We start from the raw sequence: 24,859 nt of genomic DNA, 5'->3' as shown, positions 1-24,859 counted from the left end.
AGACACTTCAAATGAAGTGTCTTTTTTATACGTATGATTTTCGATAAGATGTTATATTTCTAATCTAACAACTATACTACAGAAGAATCATTAACAGCTCACAGCTAGATTGTAGCACAGGAGAAGTTCATCATTTTATGCAACTTTGCATATCACACTATAAAGTAAACTGTATTCCCTGATCATTCGCATCATTATCCCATACATCAGCTGTACTAATCCCACTAAATGTCTGTACTTTCATTCCTGTATTTGATGATCCCGATCCATTATAAGCTTTCGTCTTTTCAATCGGCTGTACGTTATATTTGTCACCTACATTAATTGTTCCATTGCAATTTTCAATAATAACACCTTCCACAACTGCCGGCATTTTGTCACCCACTTTCATTTCTTTACTTTTATTTTATGAAAATCGCCTAGAAAAATAGCATGTTTCAATAAGAAAAAGCACTCAATTTGAGTGCTTTTTCTTTAAGCATAAAGACAAGTTTGGAGACAGTTGACTTCTTCAAAATTTTATTAGGGGTAATATTTTGAAAAAGAAAGCCTTTCATATGTAGGTTAACATCACTGGAATATATAGTAAATTGATAATATTTATACGGAAGATTGCTAATGTTTAGTATAGATAGTTTACACTATGCTAACAGTGAAAACTATCTATACTTATAAAAAAAAGGTGCCTTCAAAAAAGGCACCTTTCAAAAACAGACACTATAAAACAGAATTTTTTATTGTTATACGATTGTTAGATACAAAAAGTAGAGGGAAATGTTTGTATTAAATTCTGCTTTATAAAGTCTGTCTACAACTTATATTGTAATCCTCTTCACTTGAAAAAAAATATAATATGCACAATTGCATACAAAAAGAAAAAGCACTCTACTGAGTGCTTTTTCAACCATTTTACTTTTAATATATCGCTTTGAATATATTGTAACATACGTATCTATATATTTTATTGAGAAAATTCAAAATCCTTTTTCTTTCATTTTCACTTATAAAATCATGTAATATAAAAGGTATGTCAAATTCTTATACAAGTTGAGGTGTACTATATTTATGCTGTATTTTGGAATTATTCCTCTTATATTGTTTATTATTTTTCTTATCTCATATTTAAAAGATCCGCGGAAAATAATAAACGGCTTTTTATTTAATTCCTTTGTCTGTTTTTTCCTTCTTTTTTGTGTAATTATATCTGTGAATTCAAGTAGTGATGTCCTACGCTATATTATAATTTTACCTATTTTAGCACTTCTTATTATGCTTCCTTTCGGTATTGTTGCTTTAATGTTTGGGCTATTTCTTAATGCTAGAATTTTAATGAAGCGAGAAGGAAGACGGTTCACTAACTGTTTAACACTCCTTGCTGCTTTAGGGATGTTATTCTTTATGTTACTCCCTATCATAAATCCAGCAAGTTTGGTCTCATCGCATTTAGAGCCTATTTTCGCAGCTATTTCTCTTATAAGCTTCTATTTCTTTATACACTTATCTAACTTCTTAAGCGCTTATTTTTTATACCAATTTAACAGACCGAGACGTAATCAAGATTTTATTATCGTTCTTGGTAGCGGCTTAATTAATGATAAAGTACCACCATTACTTGCAAGCCGCATTAATAAAGCTATCGACTTCTATTGGAAACAAGCAGCTGTAAATACACCACCAACAATTATTTTCTCTGGTGGTCAAGGTCCAGATGAAGGCCTTCCAGAAGCAGAAGCAATGCAAAATTATGCTGTTGAAAAAGGAATTCCTCTTGAACATACAGTCCAGGAAAATCGCTCTGTAAACACATATCAAAATATGCTGTTCTCTAAAGAAATTATGGATTCTTTAAAACCAGAAGGTAAATATAAAAGTATTTTTACAACGAATAATTTCCACCTTTTCCGTGCTGGTATATATGCAAGACAAGCCGGTCTTAATAGCCAAGGAATCGGGTCAAAAACTGCATTTTATTACTGGCCTAACGCAATGATTCGTGAATATGTTGCGATTGTCGTAATGGGACGTAAGCGTCATATGAAAATATGTGGAACTATTTTAGGTTTCGCTTTATTCATATCAGTACTTAGTTTTATATTTTCTTAATAGCATCCCATCCTTTGAAAGGATGGGATTTCTTATACTTATTTCAAAAATATTTTAAACATAATATGGTGATAATATTCCCTGCATACATCCATTAAAGGAGAATTTTTTCAAATTAAATGTTAAAATGAAATTTAGGTGTGAATGAGGTAACAAATAAGAAACTAGTTTGAAACGAGGAAATTATATGGAGAAAATTATCAAAAACAAGCCCAATAAGCTAAAAATTGCTTCAAAAGCTTTGATGATTATTATTGGGGCATTTATCACAGCGTACGGATTAGAAGCGGTATTAATTCCAAATAACGTATCAGACGGTGGTGTAACTGGTTTAAGTATCGTTAGTTCAAGATTATTTGGATTGCCATTAGGAGCTCTAATCGCAGTCATTAACATTCCTTTCGTTTGGTTAGGATATAAGCAAATTGGTAAAAGCTTCGCTATTTATTCTATTATCGGGATTGCTTCATTAGCAATAGGTACCGTTGTCATGCACGGAATACCAGCTATTATTGAAGGCGATACATTATTAGTTACAGTTGTTGGTGGTATTATCATCGGTTTTGGTATGGGACTAGCATTACGTAACGGCGGAGCATTAGATGGAATCGATATGCTAGCTGTATTGCTTTCTCGTAAGTTACCATTTGGAACGAGTGACCTTATTTTATTCTTAAACATGTTCGTATTTATTTTCGTATCAACAGTATTCGGCCTTCAAGGAGCTATCCTTTCGGCAATTGCTTACTTTATCGCTTCGAAAGTGATTCATATCGTTGAAGTTGGTTTAAGTGGTTCAAAAGCATTTAAAATCATTACAAAAGAGCCTGAATTAATGGTAGAAACAATTCGCGACCGTTTAGGCCGAAGTGCAACATATAACGAAGTATACGGTGGTTATTCAAGAGAGAAATTCAAAGAAATTTCTTGCGTAATTAACCGTTTAGAAGAAAGTAAAATGAAAGAACTTATTAATGAAATCGATCCACACGCCTTTATTACAGTTTATGACGTAGCAGAAGTAAAAGGCGGTAATTTCAAGAAACGTGATATTCATTAATTGTTATGTAAAAGAGGGGGTGCCAAAATTTTGGCACCCCCTCTTTTTATTATTAAGTTGCTATCGTTGTCAGTTTTTGTCGGTAAGTCGATATATTTCAATAATCGCTGATATATTTTGAGTTGTGGTCGATATATTCTAATAATCGCTGATATATTTTTACTCTCCCCCCTTATGCCTAAATCGCACCAACTGAAAGGAATTAGTTCTTATAACAAGAAAAAAGACCAAAAAGCAATTTACACTTTTCGGTCTCTACACTATCTTCTCTTCGTAATCTTTCCTGAACCACCGACCCTCGTTTTCGGAGGAGATGTATTCCTTGGCGGCGTTTTAATAGATGATTTTGGCTTCACATCTGATCCGCTTGAACCGCCTGGTGTTTTTGTAATTTTACCCTTGCTTCCAGTAGAAGGTGGGGGCGTCGTATTACTTCCTTTTTCAGTAATACTTCCCTTATCACCTACTGATGGTTTCGAATCTACATTATCGCCTCGCTTAATGATAGACCCTTTCCCTTCCTTCGTAATTGGAGGTGGGGTTTTCTTTTCTTCTTTTGTAGGTGGTCTCTCTGGAATAACTGGTTTATGATTTTGTCTATCGTTATATCCTCGATAATCACCGTATGATGATTTTCGTGAACCAAATATATCGTTTAATATGCTACCCATAATATATCCTTGCAAGAAGGACGGTTGGTAATTTTGACGGACAAATTCTTTATTACTTATTTCAATTAACGTATCAGATGGTTTCTCTTTATCCTTTTGCAGGTTATAAATCTTATCAGAATAAACGAGGAACATTTGATTTTCGTCTTCTTTAGATGCTTGCTGCGGTTCTCTTTCATTAATGAGTTCCTTTGCGACTTCAGGAACTGACCGATTGGCGGCCCTATACACGTAAGATTCTTGTTTACCTTCCTTGGCAACAGATTCAAGTGGATAACGGTCTTGAATCGACTTTGTCTGCCCGCCTTGACAACCTGATAAGGCATAACCAGCAACAACAAGTAATATAACGATAGCAAGTATAGGGATCACAAACGATTTAATCATGGTAAACAATCGGTTTGACATGATTACGCCCCCTTACGTTGCTCTTATAATTTGTACATCAGCAGGAATGATTGCTTCTCCCTCATACATCATTGTGCGACCATTTTGCCATTCAATACGCAATAATTTTCGATTATCTGATTGGAATTCCCATATATACTGTTCTTCTGAAGCTGAGAATGGAGTTTTTCCCATCACAACAACACGTCCGTTATATTGTTCTTCCATATGATACTCGGTATCATCCATTTCAATTGTCGTCGGAATTTCATCAATTGAATCTAAGCGACCATCAATTGGAGTATATAATTTGTAATACGTATTTTCTCGGTCTTCAATTTTTAAATAACGAATATCTTTTCCATCTTGCAATGTCAAAACAATTTCCTTACGCGAATGCATACTCGTTTTCCCAATTAATTCATACATAACTAATGAAACTTCAATCATATCGCCAGGAGCTAACGTTAAAAGACTCTTTTCCGGCTTCGGTGGCTCTGGGCTTTTCATTATATTTTTAATTCGTTTAAATAAACTCATGATCTACCCCTCCTTTTCTCTTTATAAACAAGCACCTAAAATTAGTGCACCAACAATATGTAATGATCCGGCTAACATCGCATGTGCAACGCTACCTTCTTTCGTACCTTCTTCTAAATCAAGACCAGACATTTTCTTTAATACGAATTCGATAAACATTTCTACCACTAATAAAATAACGAAAGAAACTGCTGATGCAAGAAGTGCTTGCCATAAATCATTTGCTTTCGTTATTGATTGGGATAAAATGTACCCTTGTGCAAATAATTTCATAATAAAACGAGTTGTTACAGCTGTATTTCCATTTTTTATTTCTTTTAAGTCATTGTATTTTGTAAAAATTGAATCAACCCACATAATTGCAAATAAAAGTACTGCACTCGCTCCAGTCCATACAAGCATGGCAACTACATTCATCCATGTCATTGCAAAACCTCCTCTAAAAAGTAATAGAAAACCGACATGAATTTGTTTAGACATGTCGGTTCATTTGTCTTTATTCTATATTATTTCTCATACTGCTTCATAATACGAGCTAATTCATCGTCAACAGCAGAATTTTTGTTTAAGCTTGCGAATTCATCATCTAATGATTTTTCTTTCTTATAAACTTCACCACTTGCTTCCGCTTCAGCCTCTAATTGAAGAGCTTTCTCTTCCATACGGCTTAAGCCAGCTTTCGCTGAGTTTGAATCAAATCCAGACATCGCCTGATTAATATTTTTTTGTGCTTTCGCCGCATTTACACGTGCTACAAGTGTTTCACGTTTATTTTTCAGCTCTGTTAATTGCTTACGCATTTCTTCTAGCTTCAGGCGAAGATTGTCAGCAGCAGCTTTGTTTTGCTCATAGCTTGCTTTATACTCATTCATCTTTTGCTCTGCATTTTGTTTTTCTTCAAGAGCACGACGCGCAAGATCTAAGTTATTAGCTTGAACAGCCATATGAGCTTGCTCTTCACGTTTTTTCACAAGTGCTTCTTGCTCTTCAAATAATATTTTGAATTTCTTCTCAAGCGCGATTTGAGCCGCTACACTTTTCTCTGCTTCTTGTACATCCGCTTGCATATCACGTAAATATTGATCCGTCATCTTAACTGGATCTTCCGCTTTTTCAATTAATGAATACACATTTGACATTGTTAAATCTCGTAATCGTTTAAATACAGACATTCAAATTCCTCCTATGATATACCTCATATTTTAAATTCACTACTGGGAAAAATAAAAATCTCCCTTAACAGTAAAGAATAGTCATTTTTACAGCCTACGTGCTTATTATAACAAAATGAAGATGTCCTTACATGTTATTTCCAAAATACATCCAATATAATATGACATTCTAGATACAATATTGCATTTCTAATATATTCTCATTATTTCTCTTTGAAATTAACTTACTTTTGCGCACTTTCACTAAATTACATAAGTGTAATGTTACTGTAAGCTAACTCGATAGTTACGTTTCCATATTTCTTATACACTAATACAAGAAGCAGCAAACAAGCTTCTCATCATTTCAGAACTAATACAAAAATGTATTTACTATAAAACAGATAAAAGGAGAAATCATCATGAAAAAATTAGTAGGAATCGGATTAGCAGCAGCAATTTCATTCGGAGCATTATCAGGTTGTTCTTTATTAGGAGAAAAAGCGAACGGCTTTGTACTGTACGGAACAGAAGATCAAGTAACACAAATTGCAGATAAAAACAAAAAAGAAGTGAAAGAAAAAGACTTCTATAAAATGAAAATGACAACATTAGAAGGTAAAAAAGTTCTTGTCATGGATAAGAAAACTGGTGAAGAACTCGTGAAGAAAGAGTTACTTAGTAAAGTTGATGAAAAAGACGATACGAAACCACTTGATAAATTACCGGCTGTAACAACAGAACAAGGTGTATTATTTGCAAAAGAGAAAGTAGAAAATGCTACACTTGATGGGGCAAAATTAAAATATGAAGGCAACACAATTATCGGTAGTGGCCGTGCATATGCCGACATGTTCGCGGTTGTTGATGATGCAACATACGGAAATGTAAAAGGCGATGAAAAATCTGTTGGGGTATTAAAATTCGATAAAGATCCAAGTAAAGAATTCCCTGGAAAAAATGGTGTAGAATCATCACAACTTGTAAAAATTAAGAAGTAATAAAAAAAGCTTTGCGACATTCGCAAAGCTTTCTTCTATTTATGAGCAACTTGCTCCATATCCGGACTACAAGTTTGTGACTGACATGACTTATTTAAAGAACATGCCGCGCATTTTCCTTTTTTACTTCTCTTTACAAAATGAACTAACGTGTATGCTGCATAACCAAAAATGATAGCTCCAATTATAATATTGACCATCATCGTAATACATCTCCTTCTAGAATCCGAGTAAGGATCCAACTTGATATATAATGAGCGTTAATACATAAGCAACTACGAGTGGATAAACGACTGAGAAAATCGTCCATTTCGCTGATCCTGTTTCACGTTTAATAACGGCTACTGTCGCTAAACACGGAACATATAATAAAATAAAGAACATAAATGCATATGCTGATAATGCTGTATAATGTGCTCCCATTACGTTTCCAAGCACCTCTTCTTTAACTGCATAAATAATTGCCATTGTAGAAACGACAACTTCTTTTGCTAAAAATCCTGTTAAAAGGGATGCTGCAGCTTGCCACGTTCCAAAGCCGAGCGGTGCAAATAGTGGTGCGATAAATCCACCAATCATTGCTAAGAAACTGTCTCCCATATCAACACCAAATCCTGATGGACCTGCATAATTTAATAGCCAAATGACAACAGAACCACCGAAGATGAATGTACCTGCTTTACGAACAAATCCTTTCCCTTTCTCCCACGTACTTAGCCATAACGTTTTCGCTTGTGGCACGCGGTAAGGCGGTAATTCAATGACGAAAATAGATTTTTCAGCTTTTAAAATGGTAAGAGACATAATCTTTGTAACTAATAACGCAAGAACAATACCTGCAACATATAAAGAAAACACAACAGTTGCCTGACTATGAGGGAAGAATACTCCCGCAAATAATGCGTATACAGGTAAACGTGCCGAACAAGACATAAATGGTGTTACAAGAACTGTAAGTAAACGTTCTTTTTCTTGTTCAATCGTTCTCGCTGCCATAATACCTGGAACATTACATCCAAAACCGATGATCATCGGAATGAACGCTTTTCCGTTTAAACCGAAGAACTCCATAATTCTATCCATAACAACTGCAATTCGCGCCATATATCCTGAGTCTTCTAATAATGAAATGAAAAAGAATAGTGCAAAGATTTGTGGAACGAATACTAATACAGCACCAACACCGGCAATAATACCTTCTGTAACGAGTGCTTGAATAAAATCAGAAGCTCCAATACTTGTAAGTCCAGCCGTCACCCAATCCGTAAGCTGGCCACCAAAAAACTCATCTAACATATCCGATAAAGGTGTACCAATCCACGTAAACGTAACCTGAAAAATAAAAAACATAACTGCTAAAAAGATTGGAAGTCCTAAAATTTTATGTGTAATTAATCTATCAATTTTTTCTGAAAAAGGAATTTTTCCTTCTTTCTCATGCTTCATAACATTTGTTTTTAACTTTTCAATATACGCTTCACGAGTTTTGTAAATGTGCTCTTCTAACGTACAATCAAGTCTTCCTTCTAAGCGAGATCGAATGGCTATGAGTTCCTTATAAATTGGTAATGCTTTCATTTCTTTTTCTACTACTTCGTTATTGCTTAAAAATTGAAGTGCTAACCATCTCGGATGCTCGTAATTCGCTGTCTCTAAAAGAGCAATTACTTCTCCAATTCCTTCATCCATTTGTACACCATATGAAATAAGGAATGGCTTTTTCTCTTTTTTGTCATTTTCTTTAAGAGTCGTAAGCAGTTCTTCACAGCCTTTTCCACTTCTTGCAACAACAGGAACGACTGTTACACCTAATAGCTCTGATAATCGTTTTACATCAATGACAATTCCTCTTTGCTTCGCCACATCAACCATGTTTAAACCAATTGAGACTGGCTTACCAAATTCAAGTAACTGCAACGTTAAATGCATATTTCTTTCAAACTGCGAGGAATCTACGATATTTAACATATGATTAAATTCTTCTGTTAATAGAAAGTTTGTTACAACACCTTCATCACGTGAAACTGGATTTAAATCATAAACACCTGGTAAATCAATTAATGTTCCTTGTCTATCTTTTAATTTACCAACCTTTTTTTCTACTGTTACACCGCTCCAGTTTCCTACGTATTCATAAGAACCAGTAAGTGCATTAAATAATGATGTCTTCCCTGTATTCGGATTCCCTAGCAAAGCTACCTTATTCACGCTAATTCCACCTTTATCATTTTCGCGTCACAATGACGAATACTAATTAACTGTCCACGACACTCCAATGTACAAGGACCTTTGAACATCGCTTTCTGTTTCAGGCGAAGTTCGCTTCCTTCAGCAAGACCGAAAGCAGCTAGTCTACGCTTTAATAGCTGATCTAAAGACTGAATACTTTTTACTAACACTTTCTCTCCAATTTTAATATCTACTAAGCTCATAACCTTCCCCCTCAGAAGAGAATGATAATTATTTTCAAAAAAATTATACCACACCCAATTTCTCTTGTACTATACCCTTTTGCTTCATATTTATTAACATTTCGCTACAATTCTATTTCAATTATTGTCATACTGTATTCGTTTGCCATTCTCATCCATTTCGCTTACAATAAACAATAACAAATAAAGAATTTCGTTATCGCTGGGGGAGCCATGCCGCTGAGAGGGAACACTTCGTTCCGACCCTTCGAACCTGTTAGTTAATGCTAACGCAGGGATTGTGCAAACGTCCGAAATACATACCTCATTTTTATTTACGTATTTCGTATCCTCCTATGATATCTATTCTTTTTTGTACAACTTGGATTTAGGGGGAGACAACATGCGTAACACCAATTTACAAGCGATGATCGAATCTGCTATTCTTGCAGCCTTCGCCATGATTATCGATATTTTACCATTATCACTTAAACTTCCAACAGGCGGTTCTATCTCATTCGCTATGATTCCTATTTTTATTATTGCTTACCGCTGGGGCTTTAAATCAGCTTTCTTAGGCGGTTTAGTTTGGGGACTATTACAAATTGTCGTGGGAGATGCTTATATTTTAACACCTGTTCAAGCATTCATTGAGTACTTCATTGCCTTTGCTTTTATCGGATTTGCTGGCTTATTCTATCGTCCAATTCAAAAAGCACTTTTAACATCCAATGAAAATAGCTTAGAACAATCAAATTTAGGTAACCGTAAAGACAAACCTTCATCAAAACAAAATCAGGGTAAGAAAGTCCTTGCTTATATTATCCTTGCTACATTTATCGGTAGCTTTGCTCGCTATTTCTGCCACTTTATTGCCGGCATTATTTTCTGGGGACAATATGCGCCGAAAGGTCAATCAGCTGTGTTATATTCATTAATCGTAAATGGAAGTACAATGCTTGGTTCTTTTATTTTATGTACCGTTTTACTTATATTTTTATTTATTACTTCACCACGCTTATTCAAGAGCATCAGTGCTTATCAAATGAATACACAAAAAAAGGGCGCTTAATGAGCGCTCTTTTTTCATATCGTAATATCAATTAAAAATACAATAAATGCGCAAAAGAAAATAAATACCATTATACTTAGCCAATTGCTATGCACGGTTCATCGACTCCTTACATAACCTCATTTTCTAAACAAATTATACTGATTAAAAATAAAGATTAGGTAAAGATAATATGAAAATAAATTAAAAAAGCATAGATCATATTGTCTACGCTTTTTTCGGTAAATAGAAATAAAATAATACACCATCTTCTGTATTTTCTACCCCATATTCAGCATCATGTAGTTCTAAAATATTCTTTGAAATAGCAAGCCCAAGCCCCGTCCCACCTTGTGAACGCTGACGAGCTGTATCCACGCGATAAAAACGATCCCAAATTTTATCTAATTGCTCTTCTTCAATATGAGTACCTTTATTTTCAATGCACACTTTTATACGATTCTTCTCATCTATTGTAGAAATAATAATATCCTCTTTATTTGGTGTATATCGTATAGCATTCGTAATGAAGTTCACGATGACTTGTTCAATCCGGCCTTGATTTGCAATCACTTCAAATGAACTTATATTTTTATGAATATGAAGTTCTTTTTTCTCTATTTCCACAGATAGATGTTCACATATACCTTCAATTACTGTATCAATATAAAACGAATCTTTTTTCATTTTATATGTACCAGATTCAAATTTAGCTAACTCAAGCATATCCAAAATTAACGTATCCATTTTGTCTACTTCTCTCTCCATTGCCTGAAAATAATACTCTTTTTTATGTTCAGCTACCCCGTCTTTTAAAATAGAAATACAGCTTTTCATAATACTTAGCGGTGTTTTTAATTCATGTGAAACACCAGAAATGAATTCTTTTCGCGTCTTTTCTAACTTTCTTTCCTTTTCAATATCTTCTTCTAACTGTCCAATATGCGAATGGAGTTTATTTGATAGCACATTAATATTTTTCGATAAATCTCCAATTTCATCTTTCGAAGTAATCGGTATTTTTTCTGTGAAGTCTAAATGCGCTATTTTCTTTGTTGTATCATTTATTTTCAATAATGGCTTTGCAATTTGTTTTGAGTAATAGAACGAAGCTAAAAAAATAAGAACGACTACAAATGCAATGATATAGATATAATAATCTTGCACCATTTGTACAGCTTCATCTACCGGCTGTAAAGAAGCCATCGCATAAATATATGTTACCGATCCGTCTTTTTCTTTTATTGGTTTCATTAATAATTTATATTTTATATCATTCTTTTCGTAGTCCATTGTCTTTGTTGAATACTCTATTTGATTACTCTCTTTTAGTAACACATCCGTTTGAAATTCTTTTATACTATCCAAAAATAAAGTGTTTTTATAAATTGGATTTACGGGGCCTTTTACATCTGGAAACTGTACTTTCGTAACACGCCCTCCTATGTAAACATCTGGTTCTTGAGCAGCTTGCTCCCGAACAGCCGGCTTCTTTTCCTTACCAACTTGTTCCACAGCTGCTTTCTTTTTCTCCTCATTTAATTTACTCATTTTCTCATTAAATGCTTTTTCTAACGGTTTATTAGATCCGCTTAAATTCTGCTTAGATAAAGAAAAAGAGAATGGAATAAAACTATCTTCTTTTCTCACTCCAGAAAAATAAATTTCTTGCCCTAAAAAATGCTCCGATAATTTATTATCAATCTCCTCTATATTGACGAGATTGCCTAAAGGAATTTTAAATATTTGTTGTCCAAAGCTCTTTTGTTGCCTACGATCTATCGTTACCTCAAAATAAAAATCATCTGCATGTTTTAAATTCCCGTTCTTATCTAATGTCGTAATCCACGTATTATTTTCTCTTAAAAAGTCTTGCTCTAGTTTCTGAATTTCTTCTGCATTTCCTGCATGATTTAAATAGTTCTTCTCAAAGGAATTTAAATTCACTTTAATATCTTCCACTTTTCGATTCGCATAATATTGTTTAAAAAATATCGTTTGTCCAATAAATATCGTCGCTAAAATTAACATGCATAATGCTGTTGTAAGAGTAAATAATTTTAGAACAATCCCTTTTCTCATATATTCCCCTCAAATTTATAACCAGTTCGTACTACAGTTGTAATATACTTTGCTTTCTCTCCTAATTTATTTCTTAAATTACGAATATGGCTATTCACCGTTCGATCATCGCCAGCAAATTCATATCCCCAAATTCTTGAAATGAGTTGCTCTCGCGTTAAAACAATTCCTTGATTTTTCATGAAATACGCTAATATTTCAAATTCTGTATGCGTTAAATTAATATCGGTTCTATCTACCGTAACAGTGCGAGACGGAAAATGAACGTGAATACCGTGGATTGATAATGTATCATCTTCATTCTCTAAAAGTTGCTTTGTCACTTTTCTGCTTTCTAATAACCTTTTCGCTCTTGCTAATAAAATTGGCGGACTATACGGCTTCGTCACATAGTCATCTGCCCCAAGTTCAAAACCGAGTAACGTATCGTCTTCATCTACGCGCGCCGTCAGCATAATAATAGGCACCTCGGACGTCTTTCGAATTCTTCGGCAAACAGACCATCCATCGAGTTCTGGCAACATAATATCTAAAATAACTAAATCAACCTCTTCTTCTTCAAATACAACTAAAGCCTCTTTCCCGTCCCTCGCTTCAAACACTACATATTGCTCACTTAAAAAATAATCTTTTAATATTTCACGTAATATGTCTTCATCTTCAACAATTAAAATATTTTTTGACATAATTTATATATCCCCCTCCCGCTTTCAGAAACTATAATTTCACTTTGAATAACTGCCAGTTAACTTCGCCTCGATAATATATCTATCTGGTGCATTCCCTATATAATTAAATGGGTAACAAGTTGTCAGTGTTAATATCGGTTCTTCTTTTTTTATAATAACAGTACGATCATCCGCATGAGTAATCCATGTCTTTTGAATTTCATATGTGTACGTTTTATTATCATACTCTAAGACAAGGGTATCCTTTTCTTTCAACTCTCCTAAATCTGTAAATACAGTATCTCGATGTCCACTTAGTACAGTATGTCCCCCTCCAGATGGAGTTGTCGTTAAATCACTAACGAACATACCCACTCCTTTTTTCAAAGTCGTATCATCCGCTCCCCAATATATAGAAAACTTCTTCTTTATTTTTGGTATGTTTAACATCGCTACCTTTTCTCCTTCTTTATGTTCTGTTTGAGAAGAAGGCACTTGAGAAGTTACAGGTGTTTCACGAGAAAGTTGAGTATCTTGTATATTTTTAAGACTCTTTATTTCTTCTGCAGTTAATTGCCCGGCAGAGCTTCTTCCTTTATACCATTCCACAGCATAATAGGATCCCATGAATAGCCCTATAGCCATCAATATGATACCGATATAATTGAGTAACTTCATTCTTCATTCCTCCATGCCAAAAATGGTAGGAGTAACCTACCATTTTTAATATATGAAATTATCCCATTCTTTATAGGAAAATATTTTATTTACGCTTTAATCTTATTGCGACGATTCAAACCAAATAATGTACCTACCGCTACAAGACATGCACTTAATCCCATCATTGCTACATTATTTGATGCTGTATTTGGTAATTTTTCACCTTGTACAACTGGCTTTGCTACTTCTTTTTTAGCTACTTCATTCTTTTGCTCGGCTTTTATCGCTGCTTCTTTTTTTGCCATATCTTTTTTTAACTGTTCTTGCGCTATTCTCTTTTTCTCTTCTTCACTTTTTTTCTCAGCTTTTATTGCTTCTTCTTTTTTAGCTTTATCTTGTTGCACTTGTGCTTCTTCCTTTGTTACTGTTCCAGTATCTGCACTCGCTACTGAAGAATATCCTACTGCTAAAAGTGCCATTGCACAAATTGGTAATAGTCTCTTTTTCATTTTCATTCTCTCCTTATATTTTATTCTCATCAACTCGCACCGGATGTATTACTAGAATAAGCAAGAGATATAAATATAAGATGCAGATGAAATATATTTCATTTAAAGATTTCATTGTAGAAAAAGAAAAAAACATCGCAATATATACGATGTTTTTTTCGGGTGTGTGTCTCAATTATTTACATGTTACTTTCGCGTGATTTGGAAGTAGAACGGGCTGGAGCGATAACTAATTGTCTCGGCTCAGTTTTCTTGAAGTGATTTTTGACGTTACACTTACGACGTTGAACAACCCACGCTTTAATAGGGTTTGTTAAAATAATCTTTTGCTCTTCGTTAGGGGCCTCTTCTTCAAACCTACAACTCTCGCTCCATTTATTCCATTTCATTGTAAATTTAGAAGAAGAATGATCATCTTCACGATCAAACAAGTGCAAAAAATCCATTTTTCCATCTAGCATTACGGTGTTACTAGTCGCTAAAAAAGAAAAGGTCGTCCAACGTTTCTCCATGCCCTCCTACTCCTTTTTCACATATAGAGTGCCTAAAACTTAATTTACCTAAAATATGCTTGCCTTTTACCTTACACCTATAGTTTATCCAAAATGCTATTATGCAACTATCGATTTGCCTTACAACTACCTTACATTTTTGTAAGAAACAAAAAAACCTTCACTCTATATAATGAAGGTTTCTTACTTTTTATCTATATGATCTCTCATATCATCAAGTCCAGCTTCTTTTAGCTGCGACATCATACCGTGCGAAATTGCTCCTAACACTAAAGTCATTCCAATTAATGAAATACGAATCGCAGGTACATCAATTACGTAAGCCAACAGGCCAAGAACAATTGTTAAAAGTAATGCTTTTATAAATGTTACACTTGTGTACTGTTTCTTCTTCATCATATTCACCCTTTATGGAAGCGTTTTCTTAATATACTTAGTATATCATATCATCAGATGATTTTGTCGTTATCTTTGTAAAAAATTACTATCTCCTTTGACTTTTTCTATTCTATCCTTTACAGTCGAAATGTTCATAAGTTTTACACTGTAGGAGGATTACAATGAATATTGAAATAAAAGACACTTTAATTTCTGAAGAACAATTACAAGAAAAAGTAAAAGAACTAGCACTTCAAATCGAACGTGACTTTGAAGGAGAAGAAATCGTAGTCATCGCTGTACTAAAAGGATCTTTCGTATTCGCTGCTGATTTAATTCGTCACATTAAAAACGATGTAACAATCGACTTTATTTCTGCATCTAGCTATGGAAATCAAACAGAAACAACTGGAAAAGTAAAACTATTAAAAGATATCGACGTAAACATTACTGGCAAAAACGTAATTGTCGTAGAAGACATTATCGATTCTGGTTTAACACTTCACTTCTTAAAAGATCACTTCTTTATGCATAAACCAAAAGCGTTAAAATTCTGTACGCTACTTGATAAACCTGAGCGTCGTAAAGTGGACTTAAAAGCTGAATATGTTGGCTTCCAAATTCCAGACGAATTTATCGTTGGATACGGTATCGACTGTGCGGAAAAATATCGTAACTTACCATTTATCGCTTCAGTTGTAACGGAATAATATAATAAAATAAACTTTCATCAATTACTGGTGGAAGTTTATTTTCTATCACAATTCGTAAAAGACAAAGGGAGAGAAAAAAATGACAAAGACAAAATTTGAAAAAGTACTCCTCATCGTAAATCCGAAAGCTGGTCAAGGTGACTTACATACAAATTTAACGAAAATCGTACCACCTCTTGCCGCAGCTTTTCCTGATCTACATATCCTTCATACGAAAAAACAAGGTGATGCAACAAAATATTGCCAAGAGTTTGCTAGTAAAGTAGATTTAATTATCGTCTTTGGTGGTGACGGCACTGTATTTGAATGCACAAATGGCTTAGCACCTCTTGAAACTAGACCTACACTTGCAATCATTCCAGGCGGAACTTGCAACGACTTCTCTCGCACACTTGGCGTTCCGCAAAACATTGCAGAAGCGGCAAAACTTATTACAGAAGAACATATAAAACCAGTTGACGTTGCAAAAGCAAATGGACAACATTTCTTAAACTTCTGGGGGATTGGTCTCGTATCTGAAGTATCAAACAATATCGATGCAGATGAAAAAGCAAAGCTTGGTAAAATCGGTTACTATTTAAGCACAATTCGAACTGTAAAAAATGCTGAAACATTCCCAGTAAAAATTACTTATGACGGACAAGTATATGAAGACGAAGCTGTCCTTGTCATGGTTGGAAATGGTGAATATCTTGGTGGTATTCCATCCTTTATTCCGAACGTAAAATGTGATGACGGAACACTTGATATTTTCGTAGTCAAATCAACAGGTATTCAAGCATTTAAAGATTACATCGGAAAGAAACTATTCGAGGATTCAAATGAAAATGACATCTTCCACGTAAAAGCAAAATCCATTCATATTGAAACGAAAGAAGAAAAAGAAGTAGATACAGATGGAGAAAGTTCGCTTCATACACCTTGTCACATTGAATTATTACCAGGACACTTTACGATGATTTATAATCCTGCGGTTGTGTAAAGAAAAAAACGAGTGCTAGCACTCGTTTTTTCTCTTCTAATCTAGCTATGTCTTTGAATCATTTCTTGTATTTCTTTAACTCTCTCTAAAGTAATTCCATTTCTTTGTTCGATTGCTAAAGGATGCTCGGTTGGCTCTAATTCAACATACGGTGCCGTTCCAACTTCTCTTATATGTACATTTGTTTTTAAATTTAATGTTTCTGGATAAACTGGCATTTCTACAGATAACCACCCAAAATAAGGATCACTATTTTCTCGGCCTCTCTCATCCCACTTTTCTAATACTTCATCATAACTTTCTTTACTAAGTGATACCCAAACAGTCCATATGAAGTTTTCGTGGTAGTCAATGATAGGAATCTCTAAACAACCTCTAATAAAGTAATGCTCATCGTCCATTACGCAAAGTTCTGATGTTAAATGGAAGCGTTCCTCTCTTTCATGGGGCGCTACCTCGTAATAATAATATGGTGCTTCACTTCCGTAGCATAGAGGTAGTGCAAAACGATGCATTTGTACTTTTTCTCCGGATTTTCTTCTTCTTTTCATTTATTATTCTTTCTCCTATCCTTTTCAGTCACAATCAAACGCTACCCAATTTCTCCAATGCGTGTTAGAATCCTTCTTCACAATAATACGTGGATCTTTCTTCTCTATTGCAGCGGCTACTGATTGGAAGAATTCATTTTCACTTACTTTTTCGTCTTCAACATGTTTCCATTCTTCCGTTTCATACGCTAGTTCCCAATTACCTTCTAAACCGAACTCTTCTAAAATCTCTTCTTTACTCCACCATAATAATGTTCTAACTTCTTCATTAGTAGCAAGCATACGCATAAAGTATGTTGGATAATGCTCTGTCGTTTGTACTTCTATTCCATTATTTATATAATCCTCTTCTGTAAATTCATATTCAAAATGCTGCTCACGAATTTTTAAACTGCCGTTATAAATATTCGGCATAAATTCACCTTCATCATTAAATAACTCATAATTGCCATCATTTAATTGTAAAATGCAATCATCACCCATTGAATGAGTAATTCTATCTCCATATACTTGAATATCATTACATACACCTAATGAACCTACACCAACAAGTTGAAACACCATTAACCAATCCTTAGTATCTTTAAAGAAAAGAGAGAATTTCACTTGCGAAATATCCATATATTCATTATCAAAGGCAGGAAATTCATAGTTACTTTGCTTTTTATCTAATAGTTTTAAAATATCTTTTTGCATATGTATCATCTTCACCCCGATATAAACAAAAATATTTTTTTAATTTCACTAGAGTATAACATAACCATACTTACCTGTGACATTCTAATAAAACTACTAAAAAATAGAAGAATGGCTTGTTTGCATACTCTAGTTCTTTTTATGTACAATGAAGGAAAGAAGTACCTTCATATAAGGGAGAGGACAAACTTTGTTCAACCAACAGTTAGTTAATTTACGCATTGATTTTGCATTTAAACAATTGTTTGGTACGAATGGTAGCGAAGATATTCTAATTGCATTTTTAAATGCTATGTTACAAGAGTCTTTAGAGTCGCCCATTGCTTCTCTACAACTAGAAGATCCACATTTACACAGAGAATATGAAGAGGATAAGTTATCTATTTTAGACATTTCAGCGACATTAGACACAGGAACAAAAGTTAATGTAGAAATACAACTCAATAATAATCACGATATGGTTAAACGCAGTTTATATTATTGGGGAAGGCTATACACATCTCAACTACAAAAAGGGATGCCCTACAGTGCACTTCACAAAACCATCACCATAAACTTACTAAACTTCGCAATGTTTTCGGAACACCCAGCCTTCCATACAACGAGCGTATTATGGAATACACAACAAAAAAAAATCCTGAGTGAAGACATAGAAATCCACATTATAGAAATTCCAAAGTTAACTGAACAATGGCATGAAGAAAAAGTAAATCCGTGGAAAGATCCATTTGTTCGTTGGCTTTTATTGCTTTCAGCAAATGAGGATGAGCACTTAACTAAACTATTGGAGGATATTGCTATGAACCAAGACCCTATTTTACAAAAAGCAATAAATAAATGGGAACGTATGAGTCAGGATTCTTCTTTCCGACAAGCCTATGACGCAAGGGAGAAAGTTTTAATGGATGAAGCAGCAAAATTCGCCCATGCAGAGACAGAAGGAATTAAAAGAGGAATGGAACAAGGAATTAAAAAAGGTATTGAAAAAGGCATTGAAAAAGGCATTGAAAAAGGCATTCAACAGGGGAAAATTCAAATGATTAAAAATATGTATGATCTTGGTATACCACTTGAAACGATTGCTAAGGCAAGTAAATTAAGTTTGCATGAGATTGAGCATATTTTAGGACATAAATAGTCATAAAAAAAGAGCTTGAATAGTTTCAAGCTCTTTTTTATCAACTCTCCTCAATATCATCCAATTGAGTCTTATAACATTCATCACACTCTGGCCCCGTAGGAAGAATCCCTCTTTCATCAGGTAATAAAACCCTCAAAACTTCTCGATCCATCTCTACGAAAGACTTCATAATAATGGGATATCCTTCAATAATATTCGTATACTCAATCCCTTGTTCAAACTTTTTTCCGCTCTTTATTTCTTCTATTATGGTACAAAAAACACTATGCGCGACTTCAGGATCCATATTTAATGCTATTTGTAAATCTTGATGATTAAAGTTATCTCTTAGACCATGTGTATGATAATTAGCATGGATGCCATCAATATCTTCTGCTAATATGCTATGCATGTACCATCCATACTCTTGTAGCATATTTTCTTCCCATTCATCTGCATCCTCTTCTAAATCTTCATCAAACAAATTCGGATCATACCACACGTCCTCGTAATCTCCAGCAATTAAAAATCTCCAACCAGGTGGTAACCCTAAATACTTCTTTATTTCAGGTGCCCATTCATCAATATGTTGAACGTGTAAAGGAAGAAAGAAATCTTCTTCTGTCCCCATTTCTTCACCAGCCCAAATGTACCAACCTGTCGTTCCGTTTTCTATAGGCATTCGTAACCCATTAATCGGAGCGATACCATCTTTCACATTTTGCGCTATTCCTAATTTCAAGTCATTCGGAGATTCTACATACTCCGCTTTATATTTATCACATATACTCCTCTGTTCTTTTATGTATTTTTCCATCCTTTTAGCACACTCCCCAATTTTTGAAAGATAGATTTCTTTGCCGAAGCACTCTCTAACTTCCATACCCCACACGGATTATAAAATGGATCCTCTTGTTCATAACGTTTATCTATATAATGAGATAAAAGATACACTGGAGCATCTTCTGTGAAACTAATTGTATCTCCATCTTTCAAATTAGGTTTTTCCAATATATTATGTAGGTTAAAATCATTTAATAAATCTACAGCTACTTCCGGATCTATCCCTCCGTCTAAAACAACGTCTGGTCGATTAAATGCTTGCATTCCACATGAATAGTAACCGTCCTCTTCATCTCCAACTAAAGTTACAAGGTGCGAATACATCGGGAATATTTCCTTATTCTCTGCAAGCTCTTGCCATTCTTCTTTCGAATAAGCCACACCTGCTGTTTCAACTTTTAAAGCAAGTCACCCTGCATTTAAAAGTTCCATTCCTACATCAATTACTTCTTGTAATCTCTCTTTATCGTCAACTTTGGCAATAACATACACTATATAAGTATGCTTCTCCAACTCCTGAAGCAATTCTTCATCAAAACGCTCACCACCTGCATAGAAGAAAGCCTCTCTCAAAGAAGGGTCTTGTTCATATATATCAATTTCAAAGCCAATCTCTTTCTCCTTATGGTGCATAACATTTCCCGCTAATATATAGTTACTTTTACTCACAACTTCTTGTATTAATTCTGTTCTATCTTTCCATAAACCAGGTACTCCAATAACGATTTGTGTCTCCATCATATGCACTCCAATTCTCATCTATTTTCAATCTATTCTTTCAATCTTCCAAACTAAATTAGCTGGGATATCTTTCTCTAAAAAGGTTAACATCCATACAGTTTTTCCTTTATCATTCATCAGTAGCACTTTATGATTTAACTTCCAAGCCACTTCACTAACATGATGAAACATCTTATACATATCTTCTTCTCTAATAAGCTTTTCCTTTTTGATTAACCGCCTCGTTCTATACTCTCTTATTTCTAAGTACACGTCAGCATAAGCCACTTCATGCTGACATGTTATACTACATACGTATTTTTTATTCGGACTACTCTTTTTTATATATACGAACTCGTTTCTATAATTCAATTCTAGTATCTTATTCTTCACTTTTTCTAACTCTTCTATATCCCAATCATATTTCACAGCTAAACGCTTCATTTCAACATGAACGATTTGAAGGGCTAATTCTTTTTTCTCTCTATCTGATAAATATGGAAAACCCTTCACACTCTCATACTCCACAAAAACATTCATATATTCAGGGAAAATTCTATATTTCTTCTCCCACTCATCGAGTAATGAAATATCATCCACACAATGAATCAAAATCCCTTTCTCATAATCCATTCTTAACTTTGGCATATGTCGACAATATAAAGAAGTAATACTGCTCGTCTCTTTACCAAAAGAGATGTCTTCATCGTAGTTGCTTGTAGATGTTAACTGTAATGCCTCTATGTTTCTGGTATGCTCTTTTACTTTTAGAAAACTCAATTGTATATCTCTTATAACCGGCATTTGCTCTCTCCTCTTCGCAATACAACTATGAAATATCTTTGTTAATACGCCTTAATCAATTTCAAGCCAGCCCATTCCCATAGAAAGAAATAACAGTCCGATTACCAAAAAGAGACCCCCAGTTAAAAAATAGAATGGCGCTCCGTGCAATGGATCACTAAATAACTCTATCAAATTTCCAGCTACTACTTTCCATTTCTCTCTCTTTGAATTTTTTTCTTTTAATTCTTTTACAAATCGATAAATACTGAAGCTGATTAAAGTGATACCAATTAATAAACATCCTGCTATGATAAGAATTTCCAAATGTAACACTTCATTTAAATACCATTTTCATGCACACCTCATTTTAACTAAAAAAAGCGAAAGAGAACATAATTTTCACTATGCTCTCTTTCGCTTTTTCAAAAACTGTATATCTTATTTTCATTTACTAACAATCCTGAAATAAGAACGAACTGTTAAGCAATAATAACCAATATAAATAACACTATACACCCCGATGCTAATTAGTAACGGAACTGCAATTTCATACGGAATAACTGTCGCTAATCCTTTGAGCGCAAATAAAGTGTGTAATATACCAACTACTAAAGGAATAAAGAAGATAAATCTCATTTGCTTCGCAATGGCTTTTTTCATTTCTGTTTTCGTGACACCGAGTTTTCGAAGAACGATGTAACGTTCACGATCTGCATGTGCTTCTGTTAATTGTTTGAAATAAATAATAGAGCCTGTTGCAAGTAAAAATACAAGTCCTAAGAATATACCACTAAACATCATTAACCCTGACGTTTCAATACCGCTGCGGAATATTGTATAGAAGTCACTGAATTGCTCTCTTCCTTCTGCATCTTCTTCCGATATTACTTTCTTTAATTTCTCCGTTAACACTTTACTATTTCTTTCGTCTTTCACATCAATATTTTTCACAGTATGAGAGCCAATTGTCTTCTTTGCTTGCTCATACACTTCATCCGGAACGACAACTAGAAGTTCATATAAGTTTGTAATGTTTTTTGCTTGTACATCTTTCACTTGTACTGGTGCTACTTCTTCAATTGGGAATGTAGCTTTTCGATTTTTATATACGCCACTATCTCTCTTACCTTCACTGTACATGCCATCAAATGCATACAATTCGTTCTTCTTTAAATCTAAAGTTTCTTCATTTAAATATTTTGCGATTGTATTAAATGATGATTGTGCGATAAGTTCTGTTGTTCTTGATTGTAATGAAGTGCCATCACCGTATTCTCCTACTACTTTTACCGTCTCTAATTCATATTGATGAATGACTTCATTCTGTCCTTCTTTTAAAATCTCATTTACTTTACGATCTAATTCCATATCTTTCTTTTCATAAGAATAACTAACTGGATGATATTTCTTCGCCTGCATATATGTGTTGTAATACATCGTTACAGAAGTTCCAACCGCCGTTAACGTTACTGCGCTTAATACGGCAATTGTTGCTAACGATTTTGCATTTCCTTTAATGCGGTATAGTAACTGAGACGTCGTAACCATTTTCATTCCGTTATAAAATGCGGATTTTTTATTTCGCACTCTTTTTAATACAAAAACGGTAAAGAACATAAATAATAAATACGTTCCAAGTACTGTCGCTAATAAAATGTAAAGTGCAAGGGGCATAAAGTTATCACCGCTCACATTTTTTATAGCCGTTACTGACAAGAAATAACCTGATCCAATTAATAATAAAGAAATGAAAGCCATTATTTTCGAACCTTTTGGCATGACTTCGCCTTCGTTATCTGCACGGAATAGCTCGATTAACTTAAATTGATAAATAACGCGGTATCCTTTAAACGATGTGTATAAAATGATGAGACAAAAAATAACTGTTGTATCTATAACCGCTCCAACTGGTACTTCAAAATGAACATTTACATGTAGCTCTAACATATTTAAAAGTAGCTTTAGGAATCCTTTTGAAAGTAAACTACCAATTACAATTCCGATTACTAATGATAATAAACCCATTAACATATTTTCATAAAACAGCATTTTACCTATTTCTTTTTTTCGAATACCGAGTAAAGAATAAAGACCTATTTCTTTCTTACGCTTTCGTGTAAAGAAACCATTCGAATATATAATAAATATTGCAACGAAAATAATGAGCATTACGCTCGCAAGCTGGAATCCTCGTCCAATGTTATCTCCAGCTTCACTTATTTGTGAATTGTATTGCAACGCCTTAAACGTAAAATAAATGACGATGCTAAAAATCATGGAAGCAAAGTATATAAAATAATCTTTAAAATTTCGTTTTATATTACGAAGGGCGATGCTAGATAAGCTCATTTGCCGCACCCCCAGAGATTGAAGACATCATATCAATAATTTGTTGGAAGAACTGTTTTCTTGTCATCTCTTTGCGATGTAATTCTTTATATAACTTTCCATCTTTAATAAATACAACTCGTTTACAATAACTTGCCGCAAACGCATCATGCGTTACCATTAAAATCGTTACAAGATCTTTTTCATTTAATGTCTTCATACTTTCTAATAAATCCGTCGCTGACTTTGAATCAAGCGCACCAGTTGGCTCATCTCCAAAAATCATACTTGGATTTGTTACAATCGCTCTTGATGCCGCGCAGCGTTGTTTTTGTCCGCCTGAAGCTTCATACGGATACTGATTTAAAATATGATCTATCCCAAACTTCTTTGCAATCTCCTCAACGCGAGATTCTACTTCTCTCGCCTTCACCTTTGATAAAGCAAGTGGCAATGCAATATTTTCTCGCACTGTTAACGTATCTAATAAGTTATAATCTTGAAAAATAAATCCTAAATGATTACGTCGGAATAACGCCAATTCATCATCATTCATCTTCACAATATCTTTTCCATCAATTAAAATCTCACCCTTCGAAGCTGTATCAATGGTAGAAAGTACATTCAAAAGTGTCGTCTTACCAGAACCAGACGGTCCCATAATACCGACAAACTCTCCTTCTTTCACTTGCAGTTGAATATCTTTCAACGCTTCAAACGTATTCCCGCCTGTATCATATATTTTCGAAATCCCTTTCGCTTCTAACATTGTTTTCATCTATTTGTACCTCCTGTTATAATTCGTGATGTTCTCTTTAAGCAACAGAATTCAGTATAGATACATTTTCTTAACAAATAGTGACGGGGTTTCTTAATATTTTCTTAAAAAGAAAAATCCAAAATCATAAAAAGCCTGCAGTTATTACACTGCAGACT

28 protein-coding genes, 1 pseudogene and 1 riboswitch are annotated in these 24,859 nt (G+C 34.1%); of the genes and pseudogenes, 7 read left to right on the top strand and 22 right to left on the bottom strand.

Annotated features, from left to right (window positions below):
- Positions 1 to 157: 157 nt before the first annotated feature.
- Positions 158 to 391, bottom strand: a complete 234-nt coding sequence (locus tag MR136_RS23165) for a spore germination protein (RefSeq protein ID WP_002001299.1) — start codon at positions 389 to 391, stop codon at positions 158 to 160.
- Between the two features lie 674 nt (positions 392 to 1,065).
- Here MR136_RS23165 and MR136_RS23160 point away from each other — a divergent pair.
- Positions 1,066 to 2,103 carry a YdcF family protein gene (locus MR136_RS23160; RefSeq protein ID WP_000965218.1) on the top strand — a complete coding sequence of 346 codons (1,038 nt, stop codon included), beginning with the start codon at positions 1,066 to 1,068 and terminating at the stop codon, positions 2,101 to 2,103.
- A 187-nt stretch (positions 2,104 to 2,290) separates the two neighbouring features.
- Positions 2,291 to 3,163: a YitT family protein gene (locus tag MR136_RS23155; RefSeq protein WP_000411240.1), complete on the top strand. Its 873-nt coding sequence runs from the start codon at positions 2,291 to 2,293 to the stop codon at positions 3,161 to 3,163.
- A gap of 260 nt (positions 3,164 to 3,423) precedes the next feature.
- On the opposite strand, the gene MR136_RS23150 is transcribed toward MR136_RS23155, so the two are convergent.
- From MR136_RS23150 to MR136_RS23135, 4 genes are all read right to left on the bottom strand, one after another.
- Positions 3,424 to 4,242, bottom strand: a complete 819-nt coding sequence (locus tag MR136_RS23150) for a DUF4247 domain-containing protein (RefSeq protein ID WP_000071199.1) — start codon at positions 4,240 to 4,242, stop codon at positions 3,424 to 3,426.
- A gap of 12 nt (positions 4,243 to 4,254) precedes the next feature.
- Positions 4,255 to 4,761 (bottom strand): DUF4178 domain-containing protein, encoded by a 507-nt coding sequence (locus MR136_RS23145; RefSeq protein ID WP_000051745.1) that lies wholly within the window; start codon positions 4,759 to 4,761, stop codon positions 4,255 to 4,257.
- A gap of 21 nt (positions 4,762 to 4,782) precedes the next feature.
- A complete protein-coding gene (locus MR136_RS23140; protein ID WP_000220087.1) occupies positions 4,783 to 5,187 on the bottom strand; it encodes a DUF350 domain-containing protein in 405 nt (134 codons plus the stop codon).
- An 80-nt stretch (positions 5,188 to 5,267) separates the two neighbouring features.
- On the bottom strand, positions 5,268 to 5,933 hold the full coding sequence (locus tag MR136_RS23135) for a PspA/IM30 family protein (RefSeq protein ID WP_000110281.1): 666 nt from the start codon (positions 5,931 to 5,933) through the stop codon (positions 5,268 to 5,270).
- A gap of 401 nt (positions 5,934 to 6,334) precedes the next feature.
- On the opposite strand from MR136_RS23135, the gene MR136_RS23130 reads away from it, so the two are divergent.
- Complete coding sequence (locus tag MR136_RS23130; protein ID WP_000737481.1) at positions 6,335 to 6,913, top strand: lipoprotein BA_5634 family protein; 579 nt, start codon at positions 6,335 to 6,337, stop codon at positions 6,911 to 6,913.
- Between the two features lie 35 nt (positions 6,914 to 6,948).
- Here MR136_RS23130 and MR136_RS23125 read toward each other — a convergent pair whose 3' ends face one another.
- From MR136_RS23125 to MR136_RS23115, 3 genes are read right to left on the bottom strand one after another with little or no spacing between them, the layout of a single operon-like run.
- Complete coding sequence (locus MR136_RS23125) at positions 6,949 to 7,116, bottom strand: FeoB-associated Cys-rich membrane protein (RefSeq protein WP_017674402.1); 168 nt, start codon at positions 7,114 to 7,116, stop codon at positions 6,949 to 6,951.
- Positions 7,117 to 7,132: 16 nt separating this feature from the next.
- On the bottom strand, positions 7,133 to 9,121 hold the full coding sequence (gene feoB / locus MR136_RS23120) for a ferrous iron transport protein B (protein ID WP_242259630.1): 1,989 nt from the start codon (positions 9,119 to 9,121) through the stop codon (positions 7,133 to 7,135).
- Positions 9,118 to 9,345 (bottom strand): FeoA family protein, encoded by a 228-nt coding sequence (locus tag MR136_RS23115; RefSeq protein WP_000060512.1) that lies wholly within the window; start codon positions 9,343 to 9,345, stop codon positions 9,118 to 9,120. The genes feoB and MR136_RS23115 overlap by 4 nt, the downstream gene beginning before the upstream one ends.
- A 194-nt stretch (positions 9,346 to 9,539) precedes the next feature.
- A riboswitch (TPP riboswitch) is annotated at positions 9,540 to 9,641 on the top strand.
- Between the two features lie 86 nt (positions 9,642 to 9,727).
- Between MR136_RS23115 and thiT the strand changes: the two genes are divergently transcribed.
- Complete coding sequence (gene thiT / locus MR136_RS23110; protein ID WP_001246588.1) at positions 9,728 to 10,396, top strand: energy-coupled thiamine transporter ThiT; 669 nt, start codon at positions 9,728 to 9,730, stop codon at positions 10,394 to 10,396.
- 207 nt (positions 10,397 to 10,603) lie between these two features.
- On the opposite strand, the gene MR136_RS23105 is transcribed toward thiT, so the two are convergent.
- From MR136_RS23105 to MR136_RS23080, 6 genes are all read right to left on the bottom strand, one after another.
- A complete protein-coding gene (locus MR136_RS23105) occupies positions 10,604 to 12,457 on the bottom strand; it encodes a sensor histidine kinase (protein WP_242259629.1) in 1,854 nt (617 codons plus the stop codon).
- Entirely contained in the window at positions 12,454 to 13,143 is a 690-nt protein-coding gene (locus tag MR136_RS23100) for a response regulator transcription factor (RefSeq protein WP_000041856.1), read from the bottom strand. The genes MR136_RS23105 and MR136_RS23100 overlap by 4 nt, the downstream gene beginning before the upstream one ends.
- Before the next feature lie 39 nt (positions 13,144 to 13,182).
- Positions 13,183 to 13,803: a class D sortase gene (locus MR136_RS23095; protein WP_000771595.1), complete on the bottom strand. Its 621-nt coding sequence runs from the start codon at positions 13,801 to 13,803 to the stop codon at positions 13,183 to 13,185.
- 89 nt (positions 13,804 to 13,892) lie between these two features.
- Complete coding sequence (locus MR136_RS23090; protein WP_242259628.1) at positions 13,893 to 14,294, bottom strand: LPXTG cell wall anchor domain-containing protein; 402 nt, start codon at positions 14,292 to 14,294, stop codon at positions 13,893 to 13,895.
- A gap of 179 nt (positions 14,295 to 14,473) precedes the next feature.
- Entirely contained in the window at positions 14,474 to 14,806 is a 333-nt protein-coding gene (locus MR136_RS23085; protein ID WP_000415613.1) for a hypothetical protein, read from the bottom strand.
- Between the two features lie 183 nt (positions 14,807 to 14,989).
- The gene (locus MR136_RS23080; protein WP_002001286.1) at positions 14,990 to 15,205 is read right to left on the bottom strand and encodes a hypothetical protein; all 216 of its coding nucleotides are present in this window, start codon (positions 15,203 to 15,205) and stop codon (positions 14,990 to 14,992) included.
- Between the two features lie 161 nt (positions 15,206 to 15,366).
- Here MR136_RS23080 and hpt point away from each other — a divergent pair, with 161 nt between their 5' ends.
- Complete coding sequence (gene hpt / locus MR136_RS23075; protein WP_001019304.1) at positions 15,367 to 15,894, top strand: hypoxanthine phosphoribosyltransferase; 528 nt, start codon at positions 15,367 to 15,369, stop codon at positions 15,892 to 15,894.
- A gap of 82 nt (positions 15,895 to 15,976) precedes the next feature.
- Positions 15,977 to 16,879 carry a diacylglycerol/lipid kinase family protein gene (locus tag MR136_RS23070; RefSeq protein WP_000167893.1) on the top strand — a complete coding sequence of 301 codons (903 nt, stop codon included), beginning with the start codon at positions 15,977 to 15,979 and terminating at the stop codon, positions 16,877 to 16,879.
- A gap of 41 nt (positions 16,880 to 16,920) precedes the next feature.
- Here MR136_RS23070 and MR136_RS23065 read toward each other — a convergent pair whose 3' ends face one another.
- Together MR136_RS23065 and MR136_RS23060 are read right to left on the bottom strand one after the other, a co-directional pair.
- Entirely contained in the window at positions 16,921 to 17,430 is a 510-nt protein-coding gene (locus MR136_RS23065) for a DUF2199 domain-containing protein (RefSeq protein WP_000830214.1), read from the bottom strand.
- Between the two features lie 24 nt (positions 17,431 to 17,454).
- Positions 17,455 to 18,126 (bottom strand): DUF7003 family protein, encoded by a 672-nt coding sequence (locus MR136_RS23060; protein ID WP_001168101.1) that lies wholly within the window; start codon positions 18,124 to 18,126, stop codon positions 17,455 to 17,457.
- 190 nt (positions 18,127 to 18,316) lie between these two features.
- Here MR136_RS23060 and MR136_RS23055 point away from each other — a divergent pair, with 190 nt between their 5' ends.
- Positions 18,317 to 19,264 carry an Rpn family recombination-promoting nuclease/putative transposase gene (locus tag MR136_RS23055; protein WP_063220433.1) on the top strand — a complete coding sequence of 316 codons (948 nt, stop codon included), beginning with the start codon at positions 18,317 to 18,319 and terminating at the stop codon, positions 19,262 to 19,264.
- A 40-nt stretch (positions 19,265 to 19,304) separates the two neighbouring features.
- On the opposite strand, the gene MR136_RS23050 is transcribed toward MR136_RS23055, so the two are convergent.
- The 6 genes and pseudogenes from MR136_RS23050 to MR136_RS23025 form a co-directional block, all read right to left on the bottom strand.
- Positions 19,305 to 20,063, bottom strand: coding sequence for a DUF4262 domain-containing protein (locus tag MR136_RS23050; protein WP_088338503.1), 759 nt, complete (start codon positions 20,061 to 20,063; stop codon positions 19,305 to 19,307).
- Positions 20,048 to 20,827, bottom strand: a pseudogene (locus tag MR136_RS23045) (DUF4261 domain-containing protein). The gene MR136_RS23050 and the pseudogene MR136_RS23045 overlap by 16 nt, the downstream one beginning before the upstream one ends.
- Positions 20,828 to 20,854: 27 nt before the next feature.
- Complete coding sequence (locus tag MR136_RS23040; protein ID WP_016125892.1) at positions 20,855 to 21,613, bottom strand: hypothetical protein; 759 nt, start codon at positions 21,611 to 21,613, stop codon at positions 20,855 to 20,857.
- Between the two features lie 51 nt (positions 21,614 to 21,664).
- The gene (locus MR136_RS23035; protein ID WP_000404317.1) at positions 21,665 to 21,919 is read right to left on the bottom strand and encodes a hypothetical protein; all 255 of its coding nucleotides are present in this window, start codon (positions 21,917 to 21,919) and stop codon (positions 21,665 to 21,667) included.
- 120 nt (positions 21,920 to 22,039) lie between these two features.
- Positions 22,040 to 23,944 carry an ABC transporter permease gene (locus tag MR136_RS23030; protein WP_088338505.1) on the bottom strand — a complete coding sequence of 635 codons (1,905 nt, stop codon included), beginning with the start codon at positions 23,942 to 23,944 and terminating at the stop codon, positions 22,040 to 22,042.
- On the bottom strand, positions 23,931 to 24,701 hold the full coding sequence (locus MR136_RS23025; RefSeq protein ID WP_000855633.1) for an ABC transporter ATP-binding protein: 771 nt from the start codon (positions 24,699 to 24,701) through the stop codon (positions 23,931 to 23,933). The genes MR136_RS23030 and MR136_RS23025 overlap by 14 nt, the downstream gene beginning before the upstream one ends.
- Between the last annotated feature and the right edge of the window lie 158 nt (positions 24,702 to 24,859).

The sequence above is a fragment of the Bacillus cereus group sp. BfR-BA-01311 genome, from assembly GCF_022664295.1.
GTDB lineage: Bacteria > Bacillota > Bacilli > Bacillales > Bacillaceae_G > Bacillus_A > Bacillus_A cereus.
The sequence above is the reverse complement of the archived record's forward strand: the minus strand, read 5'-3'. Positions and strand labels throughout refer to the sequence as shown.